Origin of the sequence: Paraburkholderia sp. WS6 (assembly GCF_030464835.1) — a bacterium.
Lineage (GTDB): Bacteria > Pseudomonadota > Gammaproteobacteria > Burkholderiales > Burkholderiaceae > Paraburkholderia > Paraburkholderia madseniana.
This window is the reverse complement of sequence record NZ_JALQCK010000006.1, coordinates 25,998-44,909: the sequence shown is the minus strand read 5'-3', so window position 1 is coordinate 44,909 and position 18,912 is coordinate 25,998. Positions and strand designations below refer to the sequence as shown.

At 60.9% G+C, this 18,912-nt stretch carries 20 protein-coding genes and 1 tRNA gene; 7 read left to right on the top strand and 14 right to left on the bottom strand.

Annotated features, from left to right (window positions below; translation table 11 throughout):
* The first annotated feature begins 120 nt into the window (after positions 1-120).
* The gene (locus M0D64_RS09380) at positions 121-1,428 is read left to right on the top strand and encodes an MFS transporter (protein WP_266257405.1); all 1,308 of its coding nucleotides are present in this window, start codon (positions 121-123) and stop codon (positions 1,426-1,428) included.
* Positions 1,429-1,526: 98 nt separating this feature from the next.
* Entirely contained in the window at positions 1,527-1,706 is a 180-nt protein-coding gene (locus M0D64_RS09375; protein WP_093643889.1) for a hypothetical protein, read from the top strand.
* Positions 1,707-1,860: 154 nt separating this feature from the next.
* On the opposite strand, the gene M0D64_RS09370 is transcribed toward M0D64_RS09375, so the two are convergent.
* Both M0D64_RS09370 and waaC read right to left on the bottom strand, forming a co-directional pair.
* Positions 1,861-1,992 (bottom strand): hypothetical protein, encoded by a 132-nt coding sequence (locus M0D64_RS09370; RefSeq protein WP_266241240.1) that lies wholly within the window; start codon positions 1,990-1,992, stop codon positions 1,861-1,863.
* A 720-nt stretch (positions 1,993-2,712) separates the two neighbouring features.
* Complete coding sequence (gene waaC, locus M0D64_RS09365) at positions 2,713-3,720, bottom strand: lipopolysaccharide heptosyltransferase I (RefSeq protein WP_266257404.1); 1,008 nt, start codon at positions 3,718-3,720, stop codon at positions 2,713-2,715.
* A gap of 212 nt (positions 3,721-3,932) precedes the next feature.
* On the opposite strand from waaC, the gene M0D64_RS09360 reads away from it, so the two are divergent.
* Positions 3,933-5,348, top strand: a complete 1,416-nt coding sequence (locus M0D64_RS09360; protein WP_266257403.1) for a chloride channel protein — start codon at positions 3,933-3,935, stop codon at positions 5,346-5,348.
* A gap of 233 nt (positions 5,349-5,581) precedes the next feature.
* Here the strand turns inward: M0D64_RS09360 and M0D64_RS09355 are convergent, their stop codons facing one another.
* The 11 genes from M0D64_RS09355 to M0D64_RS09305 form a co-directional block, all read right to left on the bottom strand.
* Positions 5,582-5,893: a YXWGXW repeat-containing protein gene (locus M0D64_RS09355; protein WP_154558928.1), complete on the bottom strand. Its 312-nt coding sequence runs from the start codon at positions 5,891-5,893 to the stop codon at positions 5,582-5,584.
* Positions 5,894-6,200: 307 nt separating this feature from the next.
* Positions 6,201-6,464: a cell division topological specificity factor MinE gene (gene minE / locus M0D64_RS09350; protein WP_028196771.1), complete on the bottom strand. Its 264-nt coding sequence runs from the start codon at positions 6,462-6,464 to the stop codon at positions 6,201-6,203.
* Between the two features lie 14 nt (positions 6,465-6,478).
* Complete coding sequence (minD, locus tag M0D64_RS09345) at positions 6,479-7,294, bottom strand: septum site-determining protein MinD (RefSeq protein ID WP_054035077.1); 816 nt, start codon at positions 7,292-7,294, stop codon at positions 6,479-6,481.
* Between the two features lie 104 nt (positions 7,295-7,398).
* Positions 7,399-8,232 carry a septum site-determining protein MinC gene (gene minC, locus M0D64_RS09340; RefSeq protein WP_266257402.1) on the bottom strand — a complete coding sequence of 278 codons (834 nt, stop codon included), beginning with the start codon at positions 8,230-8,232 and terminating at the stop codon, positions 7,399-7,401.
* Positions 8,233-8,440: 208 nt separating this feature from the next.
* Positions 8,441-8,974, bottom strand: coding sequence for a GNAT family N-acetyltransferase (locus tag M0D64_RS09335; RefSeq protein WP_154558926.1), 534 nt, complete (start codon positions 8,972-8,974; stop codon positions 8,441-8,443).
* A gap of 185 nt (positions 8,975-9,159) precedes the next feature.
* Complete coding sequence (map, locus tag M0D64_RS09330; protein WP_266257401.1) at positions 9,160-9,945, bottom strand: type I methionyl aminopeptidase; 786 nt, start codon at positions 9,943-9,945, stop codon at positions 9,160-9,162.
* A 111-nt stretch (positions 9,946-10,056) separates the two neighbouring features.
* Complete coding sequence (locus M0D64_RS09325; RefSeq protein WP_266257400.1) at positions 10,057-11,268, bottom strand: cyclopropane-fatty-acyl-phospholipid synthase family protein; 1,212 nt, start codon at positions 11,266-11,268, stop codon at positions 10,057-10,059.
* A 12-nt stretch (positions 11,269-11,280) separates the two neighbouring features.
* The gene (locus M0D64_RS09320) at positions 11,281-12,132 is read right to left on the bottom strand and encodes a DUF1365 domain-containing protein (protein ID WP_266257399.1); all 852 of its coding nucleotides are present in this window, start codon (positions 12,130-12,132) and stop codon (positions 11,281-11,283) included.
* A complete protein-coding gene (locus tag M0D64_RS09315; protein WP_266257398.1) occupies positions 12,129-13,433 on the bottom strand; it encodes an NAD(P)/FAD-dependent oxidoreductase in 1,305 nt (434 codons plus the stop codon). The genes M0D64_RS09320 and M0D64_RS09315 overlap by 4 nt, the downstream gene beginning before the upstream one ends.
* Before the next feature lie 244 nt (positions 13,434-13,677).
* Complete coding sequence (locus tag M0D64_RS09310) at positions 13,678-14,847, bottom strand: transporter substrate-binding domain-containing protein (protein WP_266257397.1); 1,170 nt, start codon at positions 14,845-14,847, stop codon at positions 13,678-13,680.
* Between the two features lie 42 nt (positions 14,848-14,889).
* Complete coding sequence (locus M0D64_RS09305) at positions 14,890-15,648, bottom strand: hypothetical protein (RefSeq protein ID WP_154558920.1); 759 nt, start codon at positions 15,646-15,648, stop codon at positions 14,890-14,892.
* Positions 15,649-16,405: 757 nt separating this feature from the next.
* Here M0D64_RS09305 and M0D64_RS09300 point away from each other — a divergent pair.
* From M0D64_RS09300 to M0D64_RS09285, 4 genes are all read left to right on the top strand, one after another.
* On the top strand, positions 16,406-16,924 hold the full coding sequence (locus M0D64_RS09300) for a hypothetical protein (RefSeq protein ID WP_266257396.1): 519 nt from the start codon (positions 16,406-16,408) through the stop codon (positions 16,922-16,924).
* A 348-nt stretch (positions 16,925-17,272) separates the two neighbouring features.
* The gene (locus M0D64_RS09295) at positions 17,273-17,623 is read left to right on the top strand and encodes a hypothetical protein (RefSeq protein WP_266257395.1); all 351 of its coding nucleotides are present in this window, start codon (positions 17,273-17,275) and stop codon (positions 17,621-17,623) included.
* A 101-nt stretch (positions 17,624-17,724) separates the two neighbouring features.
* Positions 17,725-18,117, top strand: a complete 393-nt coding sequence (locus M0D64_RS09290; RefSeq protein WP_266257394.1) for a hypothetical protein — start codon at positions 17,725-17,727, stop codon at positions 18,115-18,117.
* Complete coding sequence (locus M0D64_RS09285; RefSeq protein ID WP_266257393.1) at positions 18,075-18,530, top strand: hypothetical protein; 456 nt, start codon at positions 18,075-18,077, stop codon at positions 18,528-18,530. Before M0D64_RS09290 ends, M0D64_RS09285 begins: the two co-directional genes overlap by 43 nt.
* Before the next feature lie 158 nt (positions 18,531-18,688).
* On the opposite strand, the gene M0D64_RS09280 is transcribed toward M0D64_RS09285, so the two are convergent.
* Positions 18,689-18,778, bottom strand: a tRNA-Ser gene (locus tag M0D64_RS09280).
* Positions 18,779-18,912 lie beyond the last annotated feature (134 nt).

The window sequence follows — 18,912 nt, the reverse complement described above, 5'->3', positions numbered from 1 at the left end:
GAAGAAGGCTTCAATCGCCAGCGAGACGCGCCGAACTTAAACAAAGATGCCGACCGACCACGCGCCGCCCGCCCATCGAAACACGGCGTCCAACAGCATCACGACATAAGGAGACCCTGCATGTCCACTTCGCCGATTTCCGCGGCCCAGCCCAATGCGTCCGGGCAGACCAGCAGCGCGCGGATCATCTTCGCGAGCTTCATCGGCACCGCGATCGAGTTCTACGATTTCTACGTCTACGCGACCGCCGCGGCGCTCGTCATCGGACCGGTGTTTTTCCCGCACGGCTCGGCGACCGCCCAGGCTTTGTCGGCTTTCGTCACGTTCGGTATCGCCTTCGTCGCACGGCCGATCGGCTCGTTCCTGTTCGGCCACTTCGGCGACCGGATCGGCCGTAAATCGACGCTCGTCGCTTCGCTGCTGGTGATGGGGGTGTCGACCACGCTGATCGGTTTCGTGCCGGGCTACGACTCGATCGGCAGCCTCGCGCCGATCCTGCTGTGCGTGCTGCGCTTCGGCCAGGGTATCGGCCTTGGCGGCGAATGGGGCGGTGCGGCGCTCCTCGCCACCGAGAACGCGCCGGCCGGCAAACGCGGCTGGTTCGGAATGTTTCCGCAACTCGGGCCATCGATCGGCTTTCTGGCATCCAACGGTCTGTTCTTCGCCTTGGCGTTGTCTTTGAGCGACGAGCAATTCCGCAGTTGGGGCTGGCGCGTGCCGTTCCTCGTCAGCGCGGTGCTGGTCGTGCTCGGCTTGTATGTGCGCCTGAAGATCGCCGAGACGCCGGCCTTCCAGGCGGCCATCGAACGCAAGGAACGCGTGAAGGTGCCGATCGCCACGCTGTTCTCGCAGCACGGGCTGCCGACCCTGCTCGGCGCACTGGCGATGGTGGTCTGCTACACGCTGTTCTATAACGCCACGACGTTCTCGCTGTCGTACGGCGTGTCGGTCCTGCATATTCCCCGGCCGACGTTCCTCGGCATGCTGTGCATCGCGGTCGTATTCATGGCGCTCGCCACGCCGCTGTCGGCCTGGGCAAGCGATCGTTATGGCCGCAAGCCGGTGCTGATCGTCGGCATCATCGCAGCGATCCTGTCGGGCTTCACGATGGCGCCATTGCTCGGCAGCGGCCAGATGCCGCTGGTGCTGCTGTTCCTCGTGATCGAACTGTTCCTGATGGGTGTGACCTTCGCGCCGATGGGCGCGCTGCTGCCGGAACTGTTCCCGACCAACGTGCGCTATACCGGTGCAGGCGTGTCGTATAACCTCGGCGGGATTCTCGGTGCGTCAGTCGCGCCGTATATCGCGCAGGTGCTGGCCGCGCACGGCGGGCTCCCTTGGGTGGGCGCTTATGTGTCGATTGCGGCGGCCGTCAGCTTGATCGGCGTGCTGTGCATGCGCGAAACCCGCGATGCCCAACTGATGTGATCAGGGTAAAGGCGCGCTGGTAAATCCCCTGCCTTGCGCGTCTTTTTGACTTGCCTATACTCGATTCCAATAACCCTAAGGCAAGCAGGGAGGCTCTGATGAGTATTCATCTTCACAACGCGGACATCGTGATGATCATCGCGCTGGCATTGCTATGTTCACTGCTGCTGGCTTTGCGCTTTCGTCCCGCGACGTGGAAAGGCATTGTCGTGGAAGCACTGGCCGCGAACGCGGCTGCCATTACTGCGGTAATCGCTTTCGAAATGCTGCTGGCCTGAACGGGCGAGCGCCGCGATACCTGGTTCGGCGCGGCGGATGGAAGCGGTCTGACTTGATCCGAAGAAGCGGTTGAGCGGCTGCCCCGTGCCTATGCAGGCAAGAGGCAGCCGCCAGCGTGGCGCTGCATGCAGGCCTCGCGCGCGCCGCAAGCCGTTACCGGTAGTACCCGCCATGATGGTAATAACCGCCGCCGTAGTAATAGCCAGGCGCCGGTGCAACGATGCAGCCTCCGAGCGCCGTTGCGAGTAGCGTGCCGGCGATCAGGGTCAGGATTAAGCGTTTCATATTGTTCTCCTTCGTGTCAGATTCATTCGAGCCGAAACCCCGAATGACTCGATTGAACACGACCCTGCCTCGCGCGAGCGTTGCGATTTGTAAGGGAAAATCTCTGAGGTGTTACACCTTCGAACCCCGAAATCCGCGGCGTCGGAAGCATGGCGACGACAGACTCACATCAGACAAAAACACCGCCTATACTGCTTTGAACATGCGTGCGCCGCGCAAGCCCTGCCCGTGGCGGGTGCGCGAATCGCGGCGCTGATTATGGGTATCGAGTGCGCGTTTCCATGCGCCGTGGCTGAGCCAGTAACCACGCGAAAGCGCGCGCAAGTAGCCAATTAGGCACTCAACGAAAAGCGACAGATTTAACAGGCGTGTAATGCGCGGCGCTGATCCAAACGCTGGGAGCGGCCACGAGTAGCCGCCCGCGGGACGCCGATAAGCGGCACGCGACTCTGCCGGCACGCGCGCGGCATGTCTTGATGAATGCGCCGTTGAACTCGACCGTCGGCCGGCGGTCACTGTAGAACTGAGTCGGCTACGCGACGTGGCCGCTCAGTGCGTGAGTCAGTTTGTTCATTGCAGCGATTCCTCTCCGCCCGTAGTTCCCCGACGCGGGCGCTTTTCGGAGGCGTTCCGTGGCAGCGCTCGTTTGATTGGGCGCCTGCGCGTCGCGCCTCTTTTCTTTTAGCCAAACGATTGCGCGAAAGCGCTGCGAAGCTGCGCTCAGGCTGCGGCCGATCCGTGCTGGATGGCGACCGCGCGTGGCTCGCTGTGCACGTAATCGATCGCCTTCAGTACCTCGGCGATCGGCGGCACTGAGTGGCCGTCGCCGATCGAAATCGAGCGGAACGGCGCTTCGATGCCGAAATGCGATGGCGGCGTCGCCACAAAAATCATGACCGTGCGCTTCTGCAATCCATGCGCCAGATGAACGAAACCCGTATCGGTCCCGACCACCAGCGCGCACGCGTCGATCATCTGCGCGATTTCGGTCACGTTCAGCTTCGGCAGGACGGTCGAACCCGGCACCTGCGACGCAATCTGCTCCGCCTCGGCACGCTCGCCTTCCGAGCCCCACGGCAGCACCACATGGAAACCGCGCTGCGCCAACTCGCGACCGACCGCCACCCAATGAGGCAGCGGCCACTTCTTGTCGTCTTTGGAAGTGGCGTGAAACAGTGCCGCGACCGGCGCGCTGTCAGCCGCGAACGGCGCGGTGGCCGGCTCGGGCAGGCGCAGATTGTAGACGGCCGGGCCTTCGACCTCGTAACCCAGCGCCTCGCTCGCGCTGATGCGCATGCCATGCCACGCATCGCAGCGCTGCGGACGCGGGCCAAAACGCCCCGTATAGGCAAATGCGGCGCCCCGCTCGCCCAGATCCTGGGACTGGTAGCCAATACGCTTCGACGAACGCGCCAGAAAGGCGATGATCGCGCTCTTGTACACGCCGTGAATATCGATGATGTAGTCGTAGCGATAGGCACGCAATTCGGCGATCGACGCCGCGATCGCCTTGAAATCGCCCCAGCGGCGCGCCTTCTTGAAACGGCGCAGCGGCGCGCAAAGCACCCGGTCGACGCTCGTGCTCCAATGCACCAGTTCGGCGAAGGCCTCGTCGGCCGCCCAGTCCACTTCAACACCGGGAAACGCGCGTTTGATGTCAGCGGCGACTGGCAACGCCTGCACGATATCGCCGAGCGAAGTGACCTTGACGATAAGGACTCGCTTCATTGAGGACCTATTAATTGTTCGAACATCAAAACATTTTAGCCGACGATTGGGATAATCTTCGCCGAACGCTCCAGTGCGCCGTACGGTCATTAATACAGAGCGTTACACTGCGCGCCTTACGAATAGCCTTTTTACTATATTTCAAAATACTTTCATACAGTTGAAACGATAGAGCACGCTTTATAATTCAGCCTTTGCGCCAGCACATCCCCATGTCCCGGGCACTTCCTCCCCTCTCTTCCGGCATCGTGCGTCGCGCCAGACGCTTGTGGCGTCAATACGGCATCTTCTGGCTCGGCGCGATCGCGGTCGGCCTGGTGGCGGTGCTGTATGCCAGGCTGATCGATTGGGGCTACGGCGAATTCCGCACCATGCAGCAGCGGCACGTGTGGGCGCCGTTGATCGTCACGCCCGCGGTCGCGGCGCTCGCCGTCTGGCTCACGCGCAAGTTCTTCCGCGGCGCCGAAGGCAGCGGCATTCCGCAAGTCATCGCCACCCTGCATGCCAAGCCCGGCGAATACGGCGCGCGACTGCTGTCGTTCCGGATTCTGTTCGGCAAGATCGCCGTGTCGTTTCTGGCGATTCTCGGTGGCTTCACGATCGGCCGCGAAGGGCCGACCGTGCAGGTCGGCGCGGCGCTGATGTTCAATCTGCGGCGGCTGTATCCACGCTCGAACGCGCAGATCGAACGGCAACTGGTGCTTGCAGGCGCGGCAGCGGGTTTGTCCGCGGCGTTCAATACGCCGCTGGCGGGGATCGTGTTCGCGATCGAGGAACTCACGCGCAGCTTCGAGGCCCGCGCCAGCGGCGTGCTGATTACGGCGATCATCATCGCCGGTGTGATCGCGCTCGGACTGAACGGCAACTACACCTATTTCGGCACCATCCAGATCGGCGCGCACTTCCCCGATCTGCTCGCGCTGGCCGTTCTGCTCACGGCGATCGTCACCGGTATTGCGGGCGGCGTGTTCGGCTGGCTGCTGCTGAACACCGCGCGCTGGATTCCGGCGCCGCTGCGTCACTTGCACGGCGAGCGGCCGGTCGCGTTCGCCGCGCTGTGCGGTTTCGTGATCGCGGTGGTCGGCCTCATCTCCGGCGGCACGACCTTCGGCAGCGGCTATGCGGAAGCTCGCGGACTGCTCGACGGACACGAGCACCTGTCCGTGTTCTATCCGTTTCTGAAGATGATCTCGATGGTCGGCTCGTACCTGCCGGGCATTCCGGGCGGCATCTTCGCACCGTCGCTGTCGATCGGCGCGGGCTTCGGCAATCTGCTGCACATGGTGTTCGATTCGATGCAATTGCCGATGCTGATCGCCCTTGCGATGGTCGGCTATCTGGCTGCCGTCACGCAGTCGCCGATTACGTCGTTCGTGATCGTGATGGAGATGATCGATGGTCATGCACTGGTGATTTCGCTGATGGCCACCGCGTTGATTGCGAGCCGCGTGGCGCGTTTCTTCGCACCGCCGTTGTATGAGTCGCTGGCACAGCGCTATATGGCGCCGCTGCCGCAGCCGGCACCCGCACCGGTGCCGGAAGTGCCCGAAGTCGACGTGCCCGAACCGGCGGCCGTCGATGAGATCACGGGCGATGCGCCTGCTGAAGACGGCGCCCCGCGTCAGTAAACGACAACCGCCGGCGCGCGCATATAAACCGGCCGTGCCGGCACCACCACGCAACCGGCCAGCATGACCGCCAGTACGGCGATCAGAAGCAGATTCTTTTTCATCACGTGTTCCTCTGAAACACAGGCAAGCGCTACGCCGGACGTACGAGCCGCGCCTGTGTCGTCAAACTGGAGGGAGCGGCACGAGCGGTGTCGATTCCGCCGTGCCGCACACTGTTGAAGCCGGTGGACTTACGCCCAGTGGCCTTCGACCCAGCGGTAGTTCGGACCGTGTTCGACCCAGTGGCCCGGCACCCAGTGGTAGCCGACGCGTTCGGCCTGCCAGTGGCCCGCGTCCCACACATAGCGGCCGTGGTCCCAACGCCAATGACCGTGATCCCACACATAGCCGACACGCGGCGCCGGCACGGCTTCGTAACGCACGGCCGGCGGTGCGGACGGCGCGATCACGACGACTTCCTCGGCCGAAGCGGAGGCCACAGCGGATGCACCGGCAGCGATCAGAACAGCGTTGGCGATCAGCAAGCGAAAGGTCTTGTTCATGTTTTCCCTCTTTGGATGGACACCGGATGCGGCGTTATCCGTTTAATGCACGAGGGGACGAAGGCGCTGACTGTGGGCGTGTAACGGCGCACGCTGAAGTGCAACGGATTATTTCGCCGCGCGAAATGCAGGCGTGCGAAGGCCTGTGCGGGTGAACATGAATGCAGAAGTAGCGGGGACGACGGCGAGGGAAACGGCGGGAGGACACAACGAGACAAAGAACGCATCACACCAACAACAACAACAGCGCTTACGCGCCCCACCTCGTCACGTCACATCGACGGAACGAAACAGAGCGCGCAGCACGTTACGCGGAACCCGCCTGCGGTATTTCGATCTTGACCTCGAGCACTTCGAGATCGTCCTGGCGTTCCAGGCTCACACGAATATCGTCATTGGAGATTTTCACGTACTTTGAAATCACGGCCACCAGTTCGCGTTGCAACGCAGGCAGGTAATCGGCAGGCGCATGGCCGCCGGCGCGCTCATGCGCGATGATCAACTGCAGGCGTTCCTTCGCTACCGACGCGGACTTCTTCTTCTCGCCCAGCAAAAACGAAAGAATCGACATGACGTGCGCTCCCCTTACTTGGTGCCGAAGAGGCGCTGCAGCAGCCCTGGCTTCTGGTAATCGGTAAAGCGAAGCGATTTCTGCTCGCCGAGGAAACGCGACACGACATCTTTATAGGCTTCGGCGACGTCGGTACCGTCGAGGTGCACAGCCGGCAGCCCCTGGTTCGACGCATGCAGCACCGCTTCCGATTCCGGAATCACGCCGATCAGATCGATGCGCAGAATTTCCTGGATGTCGGTCAGCGACAGCATTTCACCTTCGCTCACGCGCTTCGGGTTGTAGCGGGTGATCAGCAGGTGTTCCTTGATCGGCTCCTTGCTTTCGATTGCGCGCTTGGTCTTCGACGACAGGATGCCGAGGATACGGTCCGAGTCGCGCACCGAGGAGACTTCCGGATTGGTCACGATCAGCGCTTCGTCGGCGAAGTGCATGGCGAGCAGCGCGCCCGATTCGATACCCGCCGGCGAATCGCAGACGATGTATTCGAAGTCCATCGCGATCAGGTCGTTGATGATCTTCTCGACGCCTTCCAGCGTCAGCGCGTCTTTGTCACGCGTTTGCGAGGCCGGGAGGATAAAGAGGTTCTCGCACTTCTTGTCCTTGATCAGCGCCTGGTTCAGGTTGGCTTCGCCCTGGATCACGTTGATCAGGTCGTACACCACACGGCGCTCGCAGCCCATGATGAGGTCGAGGTTACGCAGGCCGACGTCGAAGTCGATCACGGCGGTTTTGCTGCCACGCAATGCGAGGGCCGATGCAAAACTCGCGCTCGTGGTCGTCTTGCCCACGCCACCCTTGCCCGAAGTCACCACAATGATTTTTGCCATTACCCTTACCTTGTGTTCGTCAAATTCGTCAATTATGTGCGGCCATATTTGCCGTGGAACGCCGCGTGCCGTGTACGTGCTGGGCAACGCGCGCGTCACGTCGATCAGGTGAGCCGCAACGGTTCGATCATCAGCTTTTCTTCTTCGAGCCAGATCTGCACCGGCTTGCCGAGCACGTCGGCCGGCAGCGGGTTCTCGGTCGTCCGATAGATGCCCGCGATCGAGATGAGTTCCGGCTCGAGACACGTGCAGAAAATGCGCGCGTCGTGATTGCCCTGCACGCCGGCCAACGCCCGGCCGCGCAGCGGCGCGTAAATATGGATGTTGCCTTCCGCGATCACTTCCGCGCCGTAGCTCACCAGACCGAGCACGACCAGATCGCCCTTTGCGTAGATGCGCTGGCCCGAGCGCAACGGCTTGTCGACCACCATGGTCTGCGACGAGGTGGCGAGACGCACGGGCTCGGCGGCCGGCGCAGGTTCGACCGCGGCGGCCGTGGCCGGCGTGCCGTCTGCTGCCGAAAACAGATCGGCCGGCGGCGTCGCCGTCGCTGCGGTGGTAGCCGGCGCCGTAGCGGCAGCATTGGCGGCTTCCTCGTCAGCGGATTTAGCAGATGCGCCGCGGCGGTCGCGCGCTTCGAGCAAGGGCAGCGCGGATTCCGCCGCCCACGCCTGCTGCGCATTGGCCACCACGCCGACCGGGCGCATGCGCACGCTGTCGAGCAGTTGCGCGATGTCGGCGAGCGGCACGCGTTCGTTCTCGGCGAGCCGGCGCACGTCGATCGCGACGACGTCGTTAGCGAAAAATTCGGGGGTCGCCTCGAAGCGCCGCGTCAGTTCGGCACGCATCGCGTCGAGGTCGGTTGTCTTGACCACAAACAGGAGCGTGTCGACAGAGCCGCTGCGGAGTTCGAAAAAGGGCGATTTCTTGGGCGACATAGCGTTCGGCAAAAAATTTTGCGTATTTTACAGGCGTCCAGGCGGGGAGCGAGTTTTTTTGCCGACAGAACGCACCACGGCGGCCTGAATACCCATGACGTGGCCACGCCTCGGCCATTCAGGCCGCGTTCTGGCCGGTCATTCGGCCATGAACGCTGTAGCGACGCGGATGGGATGTGAGCGGCAGGCTGACGCGCCGCTCGCGGGATCACTGCTGAAATACCTGCGACGTGGTCGGCACGTGCCGCACCAGCAGGCTTTCGGCCTGCTCGGGCGCACGCACGACGCGCCGATGCTCGCCGGTGGGACCGAAGCCGAGCGCCTCGTAAAAGCGCATCGCATTGCGATTGGCGTCGGCGACCCACGCGTAGATTTCCATGGCGCCTTCGCCCGCGAGCCAGGCGCTGGCGGTGTCGACCAGCAACTCGCCGCCTCGCAGATGACGCACGGCCGGCGCCACCCACAACTCGCAGACGAACGCGCGGCGCGCCGCGGTGTCGTCGAAATAGGCTTCGACTAGTCCTGCCGGATGGCCCTCGGTATAGAGGATGAAACTGGTGAAGATGAACGAAACAGCGTGTTCGGCAGCGGTGGCGTCGAAGGTGGCGGCATCCGCCGACAACGCGTCCTCTAGCGTCTCGCCGAAGGCATAGGGCGCCTCCCGCAGCGACGCAGTACGGAGTTCGCGGAAAACAGCGCCCTGATCAGCGGCGATACGGCGAACGGTCAATGACGGACTCATGCAGACGAAAACCCCTTGAAACCCTAAGGCATAGCTTTAACCGAACCGGCGCGAGAGTCAAATCCTTATTTGCTGGATCGGACTGCAGCGGCGGTTCTTGGTGCAGGCGCCGCGCGCTCGCTGCGCAGCAATTCGCACGCCCACCGTCTTGATAGCCGGTTCGTCAGGCGCGCTGACCACTGCGTTCAAGGCGCTTCGTAATTGCCGGTGCCATCCGGCCACGGCGTCAGCAGCTCGTAGCCTTCTTCGGTCACGGCGATCATGTGCTCCCATTGCGCCGACAGCGAACGGTCTTTGGTGACGACCGTCCAGCCGTCACGCTGCACCGAAGTGCCGGCGCGGCCCGCGTTGATCATCGGTTCGATCGTGAAGACCATGCCCGGCTTCAGACGCACGCCCTGCCCCGGCTGACCGTAGTGCAACACTTGCGGGTCTTCGTGATAAACCTTGCCGATGCCATGCCCACAATAGTCGCGCACGATCGAGAAACCGTCGCGCTGCGCGATCTTCTGGATCGCGTAGCCGACGTCGCCGAGCGTGGCGCCTGGCTTGACCTCGCGAATGCCAGCCAGCATTGCTTCATAGGTCGTGTCGATCAGTTGGCGCGCCACCGTGCTCGGCTGCCCGACGCAATACATGCGGCTGGTGTCGCCGAAATAGCCGTCTTTGATGATCGCGACGTCGATATTGATGATGTCGCCGTCTTTCAGGATTTCGCTGCGGTTGGGAATGCCGTGGCACACCACCTGGTTGACGGACGTGCAAACCGTCTTCGGAAAACCCAGATAGCCAACATTTGCCGGAATCGACTTTTGCGTATTGACAATGTAGTCGTTGCACAGTGCGTCGAGCTCGTCGGTGGAGACACCGGCCTTGACGTGCTCGCCGATCATCGCCAGTACGTCGGCCGCGAGGCGGCCGGAAATGCGCAGCTTGGCGATGTCGTCAGGAGTCTTGTAGGTAATGGCCATGAATTCGGTGGGGGTGAAACGATGTTGACGATCGGCCAATTGTACAGAGGATCGCCGGAGGGCCTCCGCGAGCCGGGTCCGCTCGCCGAATTCGCCGCGAGCACACGCATATCAGTCCGCTGAGGTGAGCACGAATTGCATCACGTCCGTGCGTCCTTCGTCGAAGCCGGCTTCGCAGTACGCCAGATACAACCGCCACGTCCGCACGAAAATCTCATCGAAGCCTTGCGTGTGGATCGTATCGAGTTGCGCTTCGAACGCGCTGCGCCAGCGGCGCAGGGTCTCCGCATAATCGCGCCCGAATGCCAACGACGTGCGCGCCGTGAGCTTGCCACGCCGCGCTGCTTCGATGAAACGCTGCGGACTCGGCAACATGCCGCCCGGGAAAATGAATTCGCGGATGAAATCACTGGTTGCGCGATAGGCGGCGAAGTGCGAGTCGTCGATCGTGATGGTTTGTACGAGCGCGCGTGCGCCAGGCAGGAGACGCTCGCGCAAGATGCCGAAGTACGTCGGCCAGAATTTTTCGCCGACGGCTTCGAACATTTCGATCGATACGATGCTGCCGTATTGGCCCGTCAGCGTACGGTAGTCGCGTAGTTCAAGATGCACACGGTCGCTCAGGGCTGCTTCGCTCACACGCTGTTGAGCGAATTCGAGCTGCGCCGGCGAGATCGTTATGCCGTGCACATGGATCCCCTGGCGCGCCGCGTGCATCGCAAAACCGCCCCACCCGCAGCCGATTTCCAGAATGCGCATGCCTTCGCGCAAACCAAGCGCGTCGATGATGCGTTGATACTTCGCGTGCTGTGCGGCTTCGAGCGATTGATAGAAATTGCCGTCGAACACCGCGCTCGAATAGGTGAACGTCGAATCCAGCCACTGCGCGTAGAACGCGTTGCCGATATCGTAGTGCGCGTGAATATTGCGCTGACTGCCCACACGCGTATTTGGCCTCAGCTTATGACGCAGCCCGTACCAGAGTTGCGCGAGCCAGCCGCCGTAGACCGTGCGTTGCAGCGCGCGCTCGTTGCGAATCGCGACGCGCAGCAAGGCGGCCAGATCAGGCGTGTCGACCCAGAACGCGCGCCATGCGTCGGCGAAACCGATATCGCCTTTGCGCAGAATCGCGCCGCACGCACGCCAGTCGCGCAGCTCCAGACGCGCGCCCGGCGCCGCGTGCGGATCGCCGAACACACGCTGCTGGCCGTCGGGCGTGATCAACACCAGATGCCCAACCTGAATCCGTTCGAGCAGAGATAGAAACAGACGGCCCGACGCGGGGATGGTTCGGTGCTCGCTCAGGGTTCTTGAAAGCGCCATGGCTGAATCTCCTCAATCGGACGAAATGGGGCGCGCAGCGGCGGACGGTTGGCCGGCTGCGGCGTGGTCGGTGGATGCGTCAGCGGTGCGGCTCGGCGCGGGATGTTTGCCGTAGAACGGCGCTTTCTTGATGGCGAGGCGCAACGCCTGCCAATGAATTCGTGCGACGACACCGACGGTCAGCAACGGTTGACGGAGCAGCGCGGAGAGTGCTGTCGAGCGCGTTAAGGGCTTTAGTCGACCACCCAGCGCCGTGCGGATCAGCAAACCGTCAACGTCCTCGTAGTCGATAGAGACCGACGCGCTGTTTGGTGTCTCCCTGACGCGAAATTCGTAGCTCCCCTCGACGCGACAAAACGGCGATACGTGCAGCACTTTCCGGCATTTGAGTTGCGTTTCAGCGGTGATTGGCGCGTTGCCCGCAGCGCTCAGCAGATAGCTGTGACGATCGCCAAAGGTGTTGCGCACCTCAGCCAGCAGCGCGCGCAGATGACCGTCGCGATCGTGGCAAAACCAGAAACTGACCGGATTGAACGCATAGCCGAACACACGTGGGAACGCTTGCAGCCAGATCTTGCCGTCCGCAGCTTCAATACCCGCCGCTGATAGTTGTGCGCGCATCCATGTGGCGAGATCGCTGCCGTCGCGCGGACCGTGATCGCGCTGGTACAGGCTGAGCGGGCCCCAGCGATCGACGCCGAACCAGTCGCTATCGAGCGACGCAAGGCGATCCAGATCGCAGCGCACGCAAAACACCGGGTACGTGAAGCGATGATGCTTCGGCCGCAGACGCTCATGCATCACCTGACCCGTCAAAAGCCAGGCAGCCGGATCAACGTTGACTTCGACGCGAACGGGATTCATGCCTTGGCCCACGCCGGCGACGCGTCGAAATCGGCGGCCACGCGCAGTGCCGATTTCAGACCGTCCTCGTGAAAACCATAGCCCGTCCACGCGCCCGCGAACCAGGTGCGGCGCTTGCCTTGCAGCGACGGCAGACGGTGTTGCGCATCGATGGCGGCCAGATCGAACAACGGATGGTCGTAGAGGAAGCGACGCAGCTCGGTACCCGGCGCCGGCTGCGTCACCGGATTGAGCGTGACGACGAGCGGCGTTCGGAACGGCAGCGGCTGCAGTTGATTGACCAGATAACTGACACACACCGGATGCGTGCCGTCGACCGCGCGGTTCCCCAGATAATTCCACGCCGACCACACGCGCTGACGACGCGGCAACAGATTCGTATCCGTATGCAGCACCGCGACGTTCGGCTGGTAGCGCACGGCGCCTAGCACGCTGCGCTCGTCCTGATCGGCGTCGTTGTCCAGCAGACGCAGCGAGGTCGGCGCGTGGGTGGCGAGCACCAGCGCGTCGAAGCGCTCCGTGCCCTTGTCCGTGAAGACATCGACGCCGTCTGCATCGCGTCGCACGCCTTTAACCGCGGTACCGATACGGACGTCGTCGAGCGTGCCGACGATACGCCGCACATATTCCCGCCCTCCTCCGACCACCGTTTTCCACTGCGGCCGGCGGTTCACCTGAAGCAGCGCATGGTTCAGACAGAAGCGCAGGAACGTGGTGGCCGGGAAGGCGAGGACGTCGGCGGTCGCGCTCGACCAGATCGCCGCGGCCATCGGCAGCAGGTAGTGGCGTTGGAACGCGCCGCCATAACCACCGGCCGTCAGCAGTTCGCCCATCGATGTGCGCGTTTCCATCGCGAGCTCGAGATTGCTTTGCGCGCTGCTGTTGAAACGCATGATGTCGCGCAGCATGCCGATGAAGGTCGGCGAGAACAGGTTGCGACGTTGCGCGAACACGGTGTTCAGGCTGGTGCCGGCCCATTCGAGGCGGCCTTCGTCGAGCGAGACCGAGAAGGTCATTTCACTCGGGTGCGACTCGACGCCCAGTTCGGCAAACAGCGCGATCAGGTTCGGATAGGTGCGGTCGTTGAAAACCAGGAAGCCCGTGTCGACGGGATGCGTATGGCCCTCGAGCGTGACGTCCACGGTGTTGGTGTGGCCGCCCACGTAGCCGGCCGACTCAAACAGGGTGACCCGATAGTTGCGCGCCAGCAGATAGGCGCTGGCCAAACCCGAGATACCGGCGCCGATAACCGCGACCCGCGAGCCGCGCGGTGGTGGTGAGGTCGGTGCGGGATGGCTCATGGGCGCGTCTCCTGGTCTCAAGGGCGCGCGGTCGGTTAGTTGGGTATGACGGGGGTTGCGCGTCCTTGAGGGGATTTACGTAGCGGGGGTTGAAACGGATGCAAATCTGGCGGATTTTGGGCGGCGGACGCGGGCACACGACCCGGCGAGACAGAGCTAACCGGCGCACAGCGTGCGCACATTGCGAATCAGGGATTGTTGTTCATGCCGGGCCGCGAGGGCCCGGCATAAAAAATCTACCGCGTCAGCGCACCGGAATGATCAGGTGCTGACCGATAAGGATAAGGTTGGGGTTCGGCAGGTTGTTACGTTTCTGCACTTCAACAAATCGCGCACCGCTTCCCAACTGACTCGCGGCAATGGCATTCAGCGTATCGCCGGAACGGACCACGTAGGTCTTTTCGCCGCCGGTCGCAGCGGTGGTGAGCACCTGGTCGCTGATGAAGTATTTACGCAGCAGATCCAGATAGGCCGGCGACTGCTTGACCTTCGCGATCGCGGAGTTCAGGTAGATCAGGAGCGCGCTGTCTTCCTTGCGTACGCCGATTTTGTACGCGAGGTTGGAGCCGTCCAGCTTCGTGACCGCGAACGTCAGGTCAGTGCCCTTGATCTCCGATACGCCGAACGGATAGTCGTAGACGATGGCGTCGACCTGATGATCGTCCAGGAAGTGCGACATCCACGACCGCTGACCTTCGATGCTCGCATCCGACAACTCGACGATCTTGCTATTCGGGAACGCTTTCTGGACATACGCTTTCACGTCCGGATCGCCCTGCAGCACGCCGACCGTTTTGCCCGCCAGATCGGCTGCGGAGCGGACCGGCGAACCCTTGGCGACGATCAACGAATAGCCGAAGTCCTCGACATAGGGAATCGAATAGACGACGCCGCTCGGGGTGTTGTCGGGGAACGTCAGGCCGTCCATGGCGACGTCGACGACCGCGTTGCCCTGCTTGTCGGTTTTCGTCAGCTGATCGGGGACCGCCGGATACGTGTCCACGCCGTGATGCGTGTCGACAGCGATGGTCGGATGGTCGCCCGAGGTGAACTCTTTCTGTGCGAACAGCAGATTGGCGAAGTCGACGTTGAAGCCTTGCGGCTTGCCGTTGTCTTCCGAGTAAAACGGCCGCGATGGATTTTCGACGCTGACGCGCACGACACCGTTGCTCAAGATCGACTTCAGCGTGTCCTTGTTGGGCACGAAACCGTCCGGATTACTCGGGGCTGGCGTTTTGACGTCGGCACTGCTGGGGTTGCCGGTGTCGACTCCGTTCACCCCGCCGTTCACCGCGACGGTGTCTTTGTCGGCGCTCTGGCCGCTGTTAAGCGGATTTTTCAGGCCGCCTTCGTGGATATACCAACCGGCAGCCAGCAAGATCAGGAAAAGAACCGAACCCAGAATTTTCTTCATTGTTTTTTGATCGAGTTGAGTAGTCGAGCGGTGCGCGCCTGATTATTTGGGCGCTGCGGGCGAGCCGAGTTGCTGGGCGGGCGGACTGATAGCGCCCAGCTCGGTAGCGGCCTTGGCTTGCTGCACTTCCGCGCTTTCCATCAGCGACGTTTCCATTTCGGAAAATGCTTTGTTGACCGAGTTCATCACGGAGTCGAGCGCGGCGTCGGTTTTGATTTGCGCGAAAGTGTCGCTGGTTTGCATGCCGGCGATCTTGTTCATGCGTTGCGCGGATTGCGACATGTCCCACAGCGCTTTGGCCCGGTCGATCGCGTCGGAGAATCGCTTGAGTTCGTCCTGAACCTGCTTATAGCGCCCCTCGCGAAACGCGAGCAGTTTTCTCATCGTCGCGAGTTGGGTCTCGAAACGAGCCGCATCTTCGGGATACTGCTTTTTGAACTGCGCGGTTTTATCTTCGAAGTTTTTCACTTCGGTACGGAAGTCGGTGATGCTCTTCTTGAACCGCTCAGCCCCTTCCTGCTTTTCGGCCAGTTCGTTGTAGAGCGTCTCGATCGGGTTCGACTTCGCTTCGTTCACGAACATCTTGACCTTCTGGTTCGCGAACTTCATAGCCAGAACGGGACCGAAGTTGATCGCCGCAAGCCCGATCACCGCCGCGAGGATCAGGCCGACCAGGCCTTTGACCAGCAGAATGGCGAGCGGCGCGCCGATGGCGATGCACAGCCCGATAATCGACCACTTGATGACTTTGTATTTCGTGCTGCTTTTGGTCGTGTCAACGACCGAATTGCCGACTGACATGTGAATCCCCTTTTGAAGCCTGTTTTACAAACCTGGTCTTGCAAACTGTTCGGGACATCGTTGTGGCGGTGCGTTTGGCGTCTGTGCTTTTAGGCTCGACGCGAAAACGCTGTATGACTTTACAGGCACTCAGGCGACTCGGGAAGTGCCACTTATTTTTCACCGTAATTCGGCGGGTCACGAACTCGAATCGATCTCTAGTGGGCAAGAGCTGCGCGTGCCGAATTCAGGTGGAAATATTTATGACAGGAAAGCATCAAGTTATTTTCTAATTGCTTTCAATTCGTGTGTCCGCTGAGGTTGAATTCGTCCATGCGAGCGGGAAAACGCACGTCGAATATGCGAATGGCATAAATTCGGTGCTGTGCTCGTTTTTTTTGCTTCGTTCGGGATGAAGCGAAGTTGGGTCGTGAAGGAAGCCACGCAGCGCGATCAAACGGGCGATGCGGGGAGCGCAATGATCAAATGATCCCCTGGTCAGCGTCAGCAGGGATAAAGGCCGAGAACATCGATCGATTCAAATTAACGTTTCATATCCAATGTGCTCAAGGTGCCAGCCTGGCTCGCTCGCGCGCCAGGCCGTAACGTGTCCCACATCAATCGCCGGAGCACGGGGGCGCTGCATACATTGCTAGCCAGAAGCGAAGGGCTGACTACAATGTATTGATAAAAGCGAAATTTCAGGGGCGGTCGGCGGTCAATTCAGGCATAGCGGTCAGTAGCGTGACGTTTCAATTCCTTCATTGGAGGCACGGCCATGACCTGCCTGAACGAAAGGATTGTCGGCGCAATATTCCTTGTTCTGAACGGATATGCGTTCGCGGGTGGCCTTGCCTCCGACCTGCCCGAAGCGATGACCGTTGCGAACATCGCGCCTCTGCCCGAGACGGTTGTTCCACCCATTCCGGAACCGCAACGGTATTTGCACCGCTATGAAATGGAATATCAGTCGGACCAGGGAAAGCCGTTTTACGCGCAAGTCGATAATTTCTATAGCACGCAGGCGATCCGCGATTTCCGATTTGGCGCTGGGAGCACCACGCCAACGCCTGAGGCGGCACCGCAGCAGACGTCAAGTTATCTCAATCTGGGTCCGTCGACGGCACCGCAATTCTCAATAGTCCAGTTGCCGAACGCGACTCTAACGCTCGGTGCACAACCGCAGCGAAGGCTGTCGTTGACCGTCGACGACTGGGTCTTTTCTGGAACTGCACGTGTGGCAGTTCTGCATTCGCACGATACGGGTGCGACGCTTTCTGTTTGGCACGGCTTCTGATCTGGGACATGCGGGTTAACGCGATGCCATTCGATGACCAACGTCGGGGCGTGCGAAATGCTGCCTCGTCCGGTCGTGACACACGCCGCCTCACTTGTGTGTCTATTAGCCGCAACGGATTGTCGGCGCTCAGATGCAGGGAGCGCGGTGCTCAAATGATCGTTGAGAGGATTTGCTCAGCGGGCGAGAGGAAATTACTGATTTGCCTGGGTGGTTGGTCTCCAGTTGCATTCGCTGATTTATACTTTTTGGTGCCACCTAGACAAGGGCGGCCGGGTTTGACAGCCCGAATCACCTACCCGCACATGGCCGCGCGATAGCGGCTCAATCATGTAACGGGAGCGTTTTATGACTTCTTCGAATACCCCTTCGTCTTTTTCCAAACCCCGCACGCGCGATGAGTTCATTGAAGGTCTGCTCGATGCAGCGGCTAGCGCGGGGGATTTCTATGTGCAGCAGTTTGGACGGTTGGCGGCGATTGCGCAGTCGATCCGGATCGGCAGTTGGTCGGCGCATGACAACAAACAGTTGATCGTCGCGTTGGAAGGAATTGCTTGTCAGTCGGAGCGGCGAGCAAAGATTGATGTTGATTTGTATCGGGGCATGCTCGCTGGGCATATGGTGGCGCGACGGTTGAGGACACAAGTTACTGAAGTTGCCGATCACGCCCTCGAGCCATCTAATGACACAAAACACTGAGCACGACCATGGCGGCTTGCGCCGCCATTTCGCACGGCCAGCACAGACGTACGGATCGCCCCCAACGAATGACTCATTTCCAGATCACCCGTAGGAAGCCGATGGAACCGACTTTCCCGATGCCAATGGGAATTAAAAACGAGGCGCGCTGGCGAAAGCATTGCCGAAAGATTCACGCCCGAGCAAAGGATTTGCTTAGTGGCCGATTGGGCGTGATCGAAACCGCTCGTGCGATGTCTCCTCTTGCTTCCTCGACGAGGGCCGAAAACGAGCCTGAGTTTCAGTTGTTCCGCGCCATTACGTCGGAAACCAACCATTTGCCCGTTGGCGAAGTTCGAGCCTATTGGGCTCCTTACGCGCTGGCGCGAGAGGAGATCCACATTCAAGCCGCCGAGGATTGCTGGCGGGAGCAGGCTATGGCCGCTGCTGCGCGACTGGTTGAACGCTACAAATGGGCGGTCAAACGAGAAATCTCCCGCGCCCCTCTCCTATGATCCACGCGAAGAACGACTTTCACCGCACCGCCGCCTGGATTGCATTTATCTTGGAGTGTTGCCAATTTCCGAACCGCGGCGCGCTCGCGGCACAGTTCGAAAACGCGGGTATCGTCGATGTGTGTGAATGCGGTTGCAACAGTTTCGGGCTATCAATGGCTACGCCGGAACTCGCACCAGGAATAGTCACAAGTGGGCACGGCTACGGTCTGGTATTCGAAGCCGACTTTCGCAGCCGTGTCGAGGACGGGAAAACCGGCTCGCTCGAAATACTTTTGTTCGCCAATGATTCGGGGCATCTGAGCTACGTCGAAATCGACTATTGCGGAAACGCGTTTCCGGTCCCGGAACAAATGGATCTTGACTCGATGCCTTATCACGTATTCGAAAGCAGCAGGTTGATCCGCACGTAACACCGAACGGTGCCTCGTCAACCGCAGCGGGGCTCGTGCAACCAGTTCACCGAAATCCGAAGCTTTGCCGCCTATCATTAACGACGCATCTAAAGGCCATCGACCAGCCCAAAAGCAAAACCCCCGCTGAACTTTCGTTCAGCGGGGGTTTTTAAATTTGGCGGAAAGGGTGAGATTCGAACTCACGGTACCCCTAAAGGTACACTGGATTTCGAGTCCAGCGCATTCGACCACTCTGCCACCTTTCCGGGTCTTCCAACTCACAGCAACAAGGCTACTTAGTTGCCATCTCGTCAGATCCAAGCGGGTCGTTGCTTGGGAGAGAAAGATTATAGAACAGCTGAATCCGATTTCCAAGCCCCTCGGCCAAAAAATTTCAAAG

What these genes read in the sequence shown, in the direction of transcription:
- M0D64_RS09380 (WP_266257405.1), top strand. Translation starts at nt 121, where the DNA reads ATGTCCACTTCGCCGATTTCCGCGGCCCAGCCCAATGCGTCCGGGCAG.
- M0D64_RS09375 (WP_093643889.1), top strand. Translation starts at nt 1,527, where the DNA reads ATGAGTATTCATCTTCACAACGCGGACATCGTGATGATCATCGCGCTG.
- M0D64_RS09370 (WP_266241240.1), bottom strand. Translation starts at nt 1,992, where the DNA reads ATGAAACGCTTAATCCTGACCCTGATCGCCGGCACGCTACTCGCAACG.
- waaC (WP_266257404.1), bottom strand. Translation starts at nt 3,720, where the DNA reads ATGAAGCGAGTCCTTATCGTCAAGGTCACTTCGCTCGGCGATATCGTG.
- M0D64_RS09360 (WP_266257403.1), top strand. Translation starts at nt 3,933, where the DNA reads ATGTCCCGGGCACTTCCTCCCCTCTCTTCCGGCATCGTGCGTCGCGCC.
- M0D64_RS09355 (WP_154558928.1), bottom strand. Translation starts at nt 5,893, where the DNA reads ATGAACAAGACCTTTCGCTTGCTGATCGCCAACGCTGTTCTGATCGCT.
- minE (WP_028196771.1), bottom strand. Translation starts at nt 6,464, where the DNA reads ATGTCGATTCTTTCGTTTTTGCTGGGCGAGAAGAAGAAGTCCGCGTCG.
- minD (WP_054035077.1), bottom strand. Translation starts at nt 7,294, where the DNA reads ATGGCAAAAATCATTGTGGTGACTTCGGGCAAGGGTGGCGTGGGCAAG.
- minC (WP_266257402.1), bottom strand. Translation starts at nt 8,232, where the DNA reads ATGTCGCCCAAGAAATCGCCCTTTTTCGAACTCCGCAGCGGCTCTGTC.
- M0D64_RS09335 (WP_154558926.1), bottom strand. Translation starts at nt 8,974, where the DNA reads ATGAGTCCGTCATTGACCGTTCGCCGTATCGCCGCTGATCAGGGCGCT.
- map (WP_266257401.1), bottom strand. Translation starts at nt 9,945, where the DNA reads ATGGCCATTACCTACAAGACTCCTGACGACATCGCCAAGCTGCGCATT.
- M0D64_RS09325 (WP_266257400.1), bottom strand. Translation starts at nt 11,268, where the DNA reads ATGGCGCTTTCAAGAACCCTGAGCGAGCACCGAACCATCCCCGCGTCG.
- M0D64_RS09320 (WP_266257399.1), bottom strand. Translation starts at nt 12,132, where the DNA reads ATGAATCCCGTTCGCGTCGAAGTCAACGTTGATCCGGCTGCCTGGCTT.
- M0D64_RS09315 (WP_266257398.1), bottom strand. Translation starts at nt 13,433, where the DNA reads ATGAGCCATCCCGCACCGACCTCACCACCACCGCGCGGCTCGCGGGTC.
- M0D64_RS09310 (WP_266257397.1), bottom strand. Translation starts at nt 14,847, where the DNA reads ATGAAGAAAATTCTGGGTTCGGTTCTTTTCCTGATCTTGCTGGCTGCC.
- M0D64_RS09305 (WP_154558920.1), bottom strand. Translation starts at nt 15,648, where the DNA reads ATGTCAGTCGGCAATTCGGTCGTTGACACGACCAAAAGCAGCACGAAA.
- M0D64_RS09300 (WP_266257396.1), top strand. Translation starts at nt 16,406, where the DNA reads ATGACCTGCCTGAACGAAAGGATTGTCGGCGCAATATTCCTTGTTCTG.
- M0D64_RS09295 (WP_266257395.1), top strand. Translation starts at nt 17,273, where the DNA reads ATGACTTCTTCGAATACCCCTTCGTCTTTTTCCAAACCCCGCACGCGC.
- M0D64_RS09290 (WP_266257394.1), top strand. Translation starts at nt 17,725, where the DNA reads ATGGAACCGACTTTCCCGATGCCAATGGGAATTAAAAACGAGGCGCGC.
- M0D64_RS09285 (WP_266257393.1), top strand. Translation starts at nt 18,075, where the DNA reads ATGGGCGGTCAAACGAGAAATCTCCCGCGCCCCTCTCCTATGATCCAC.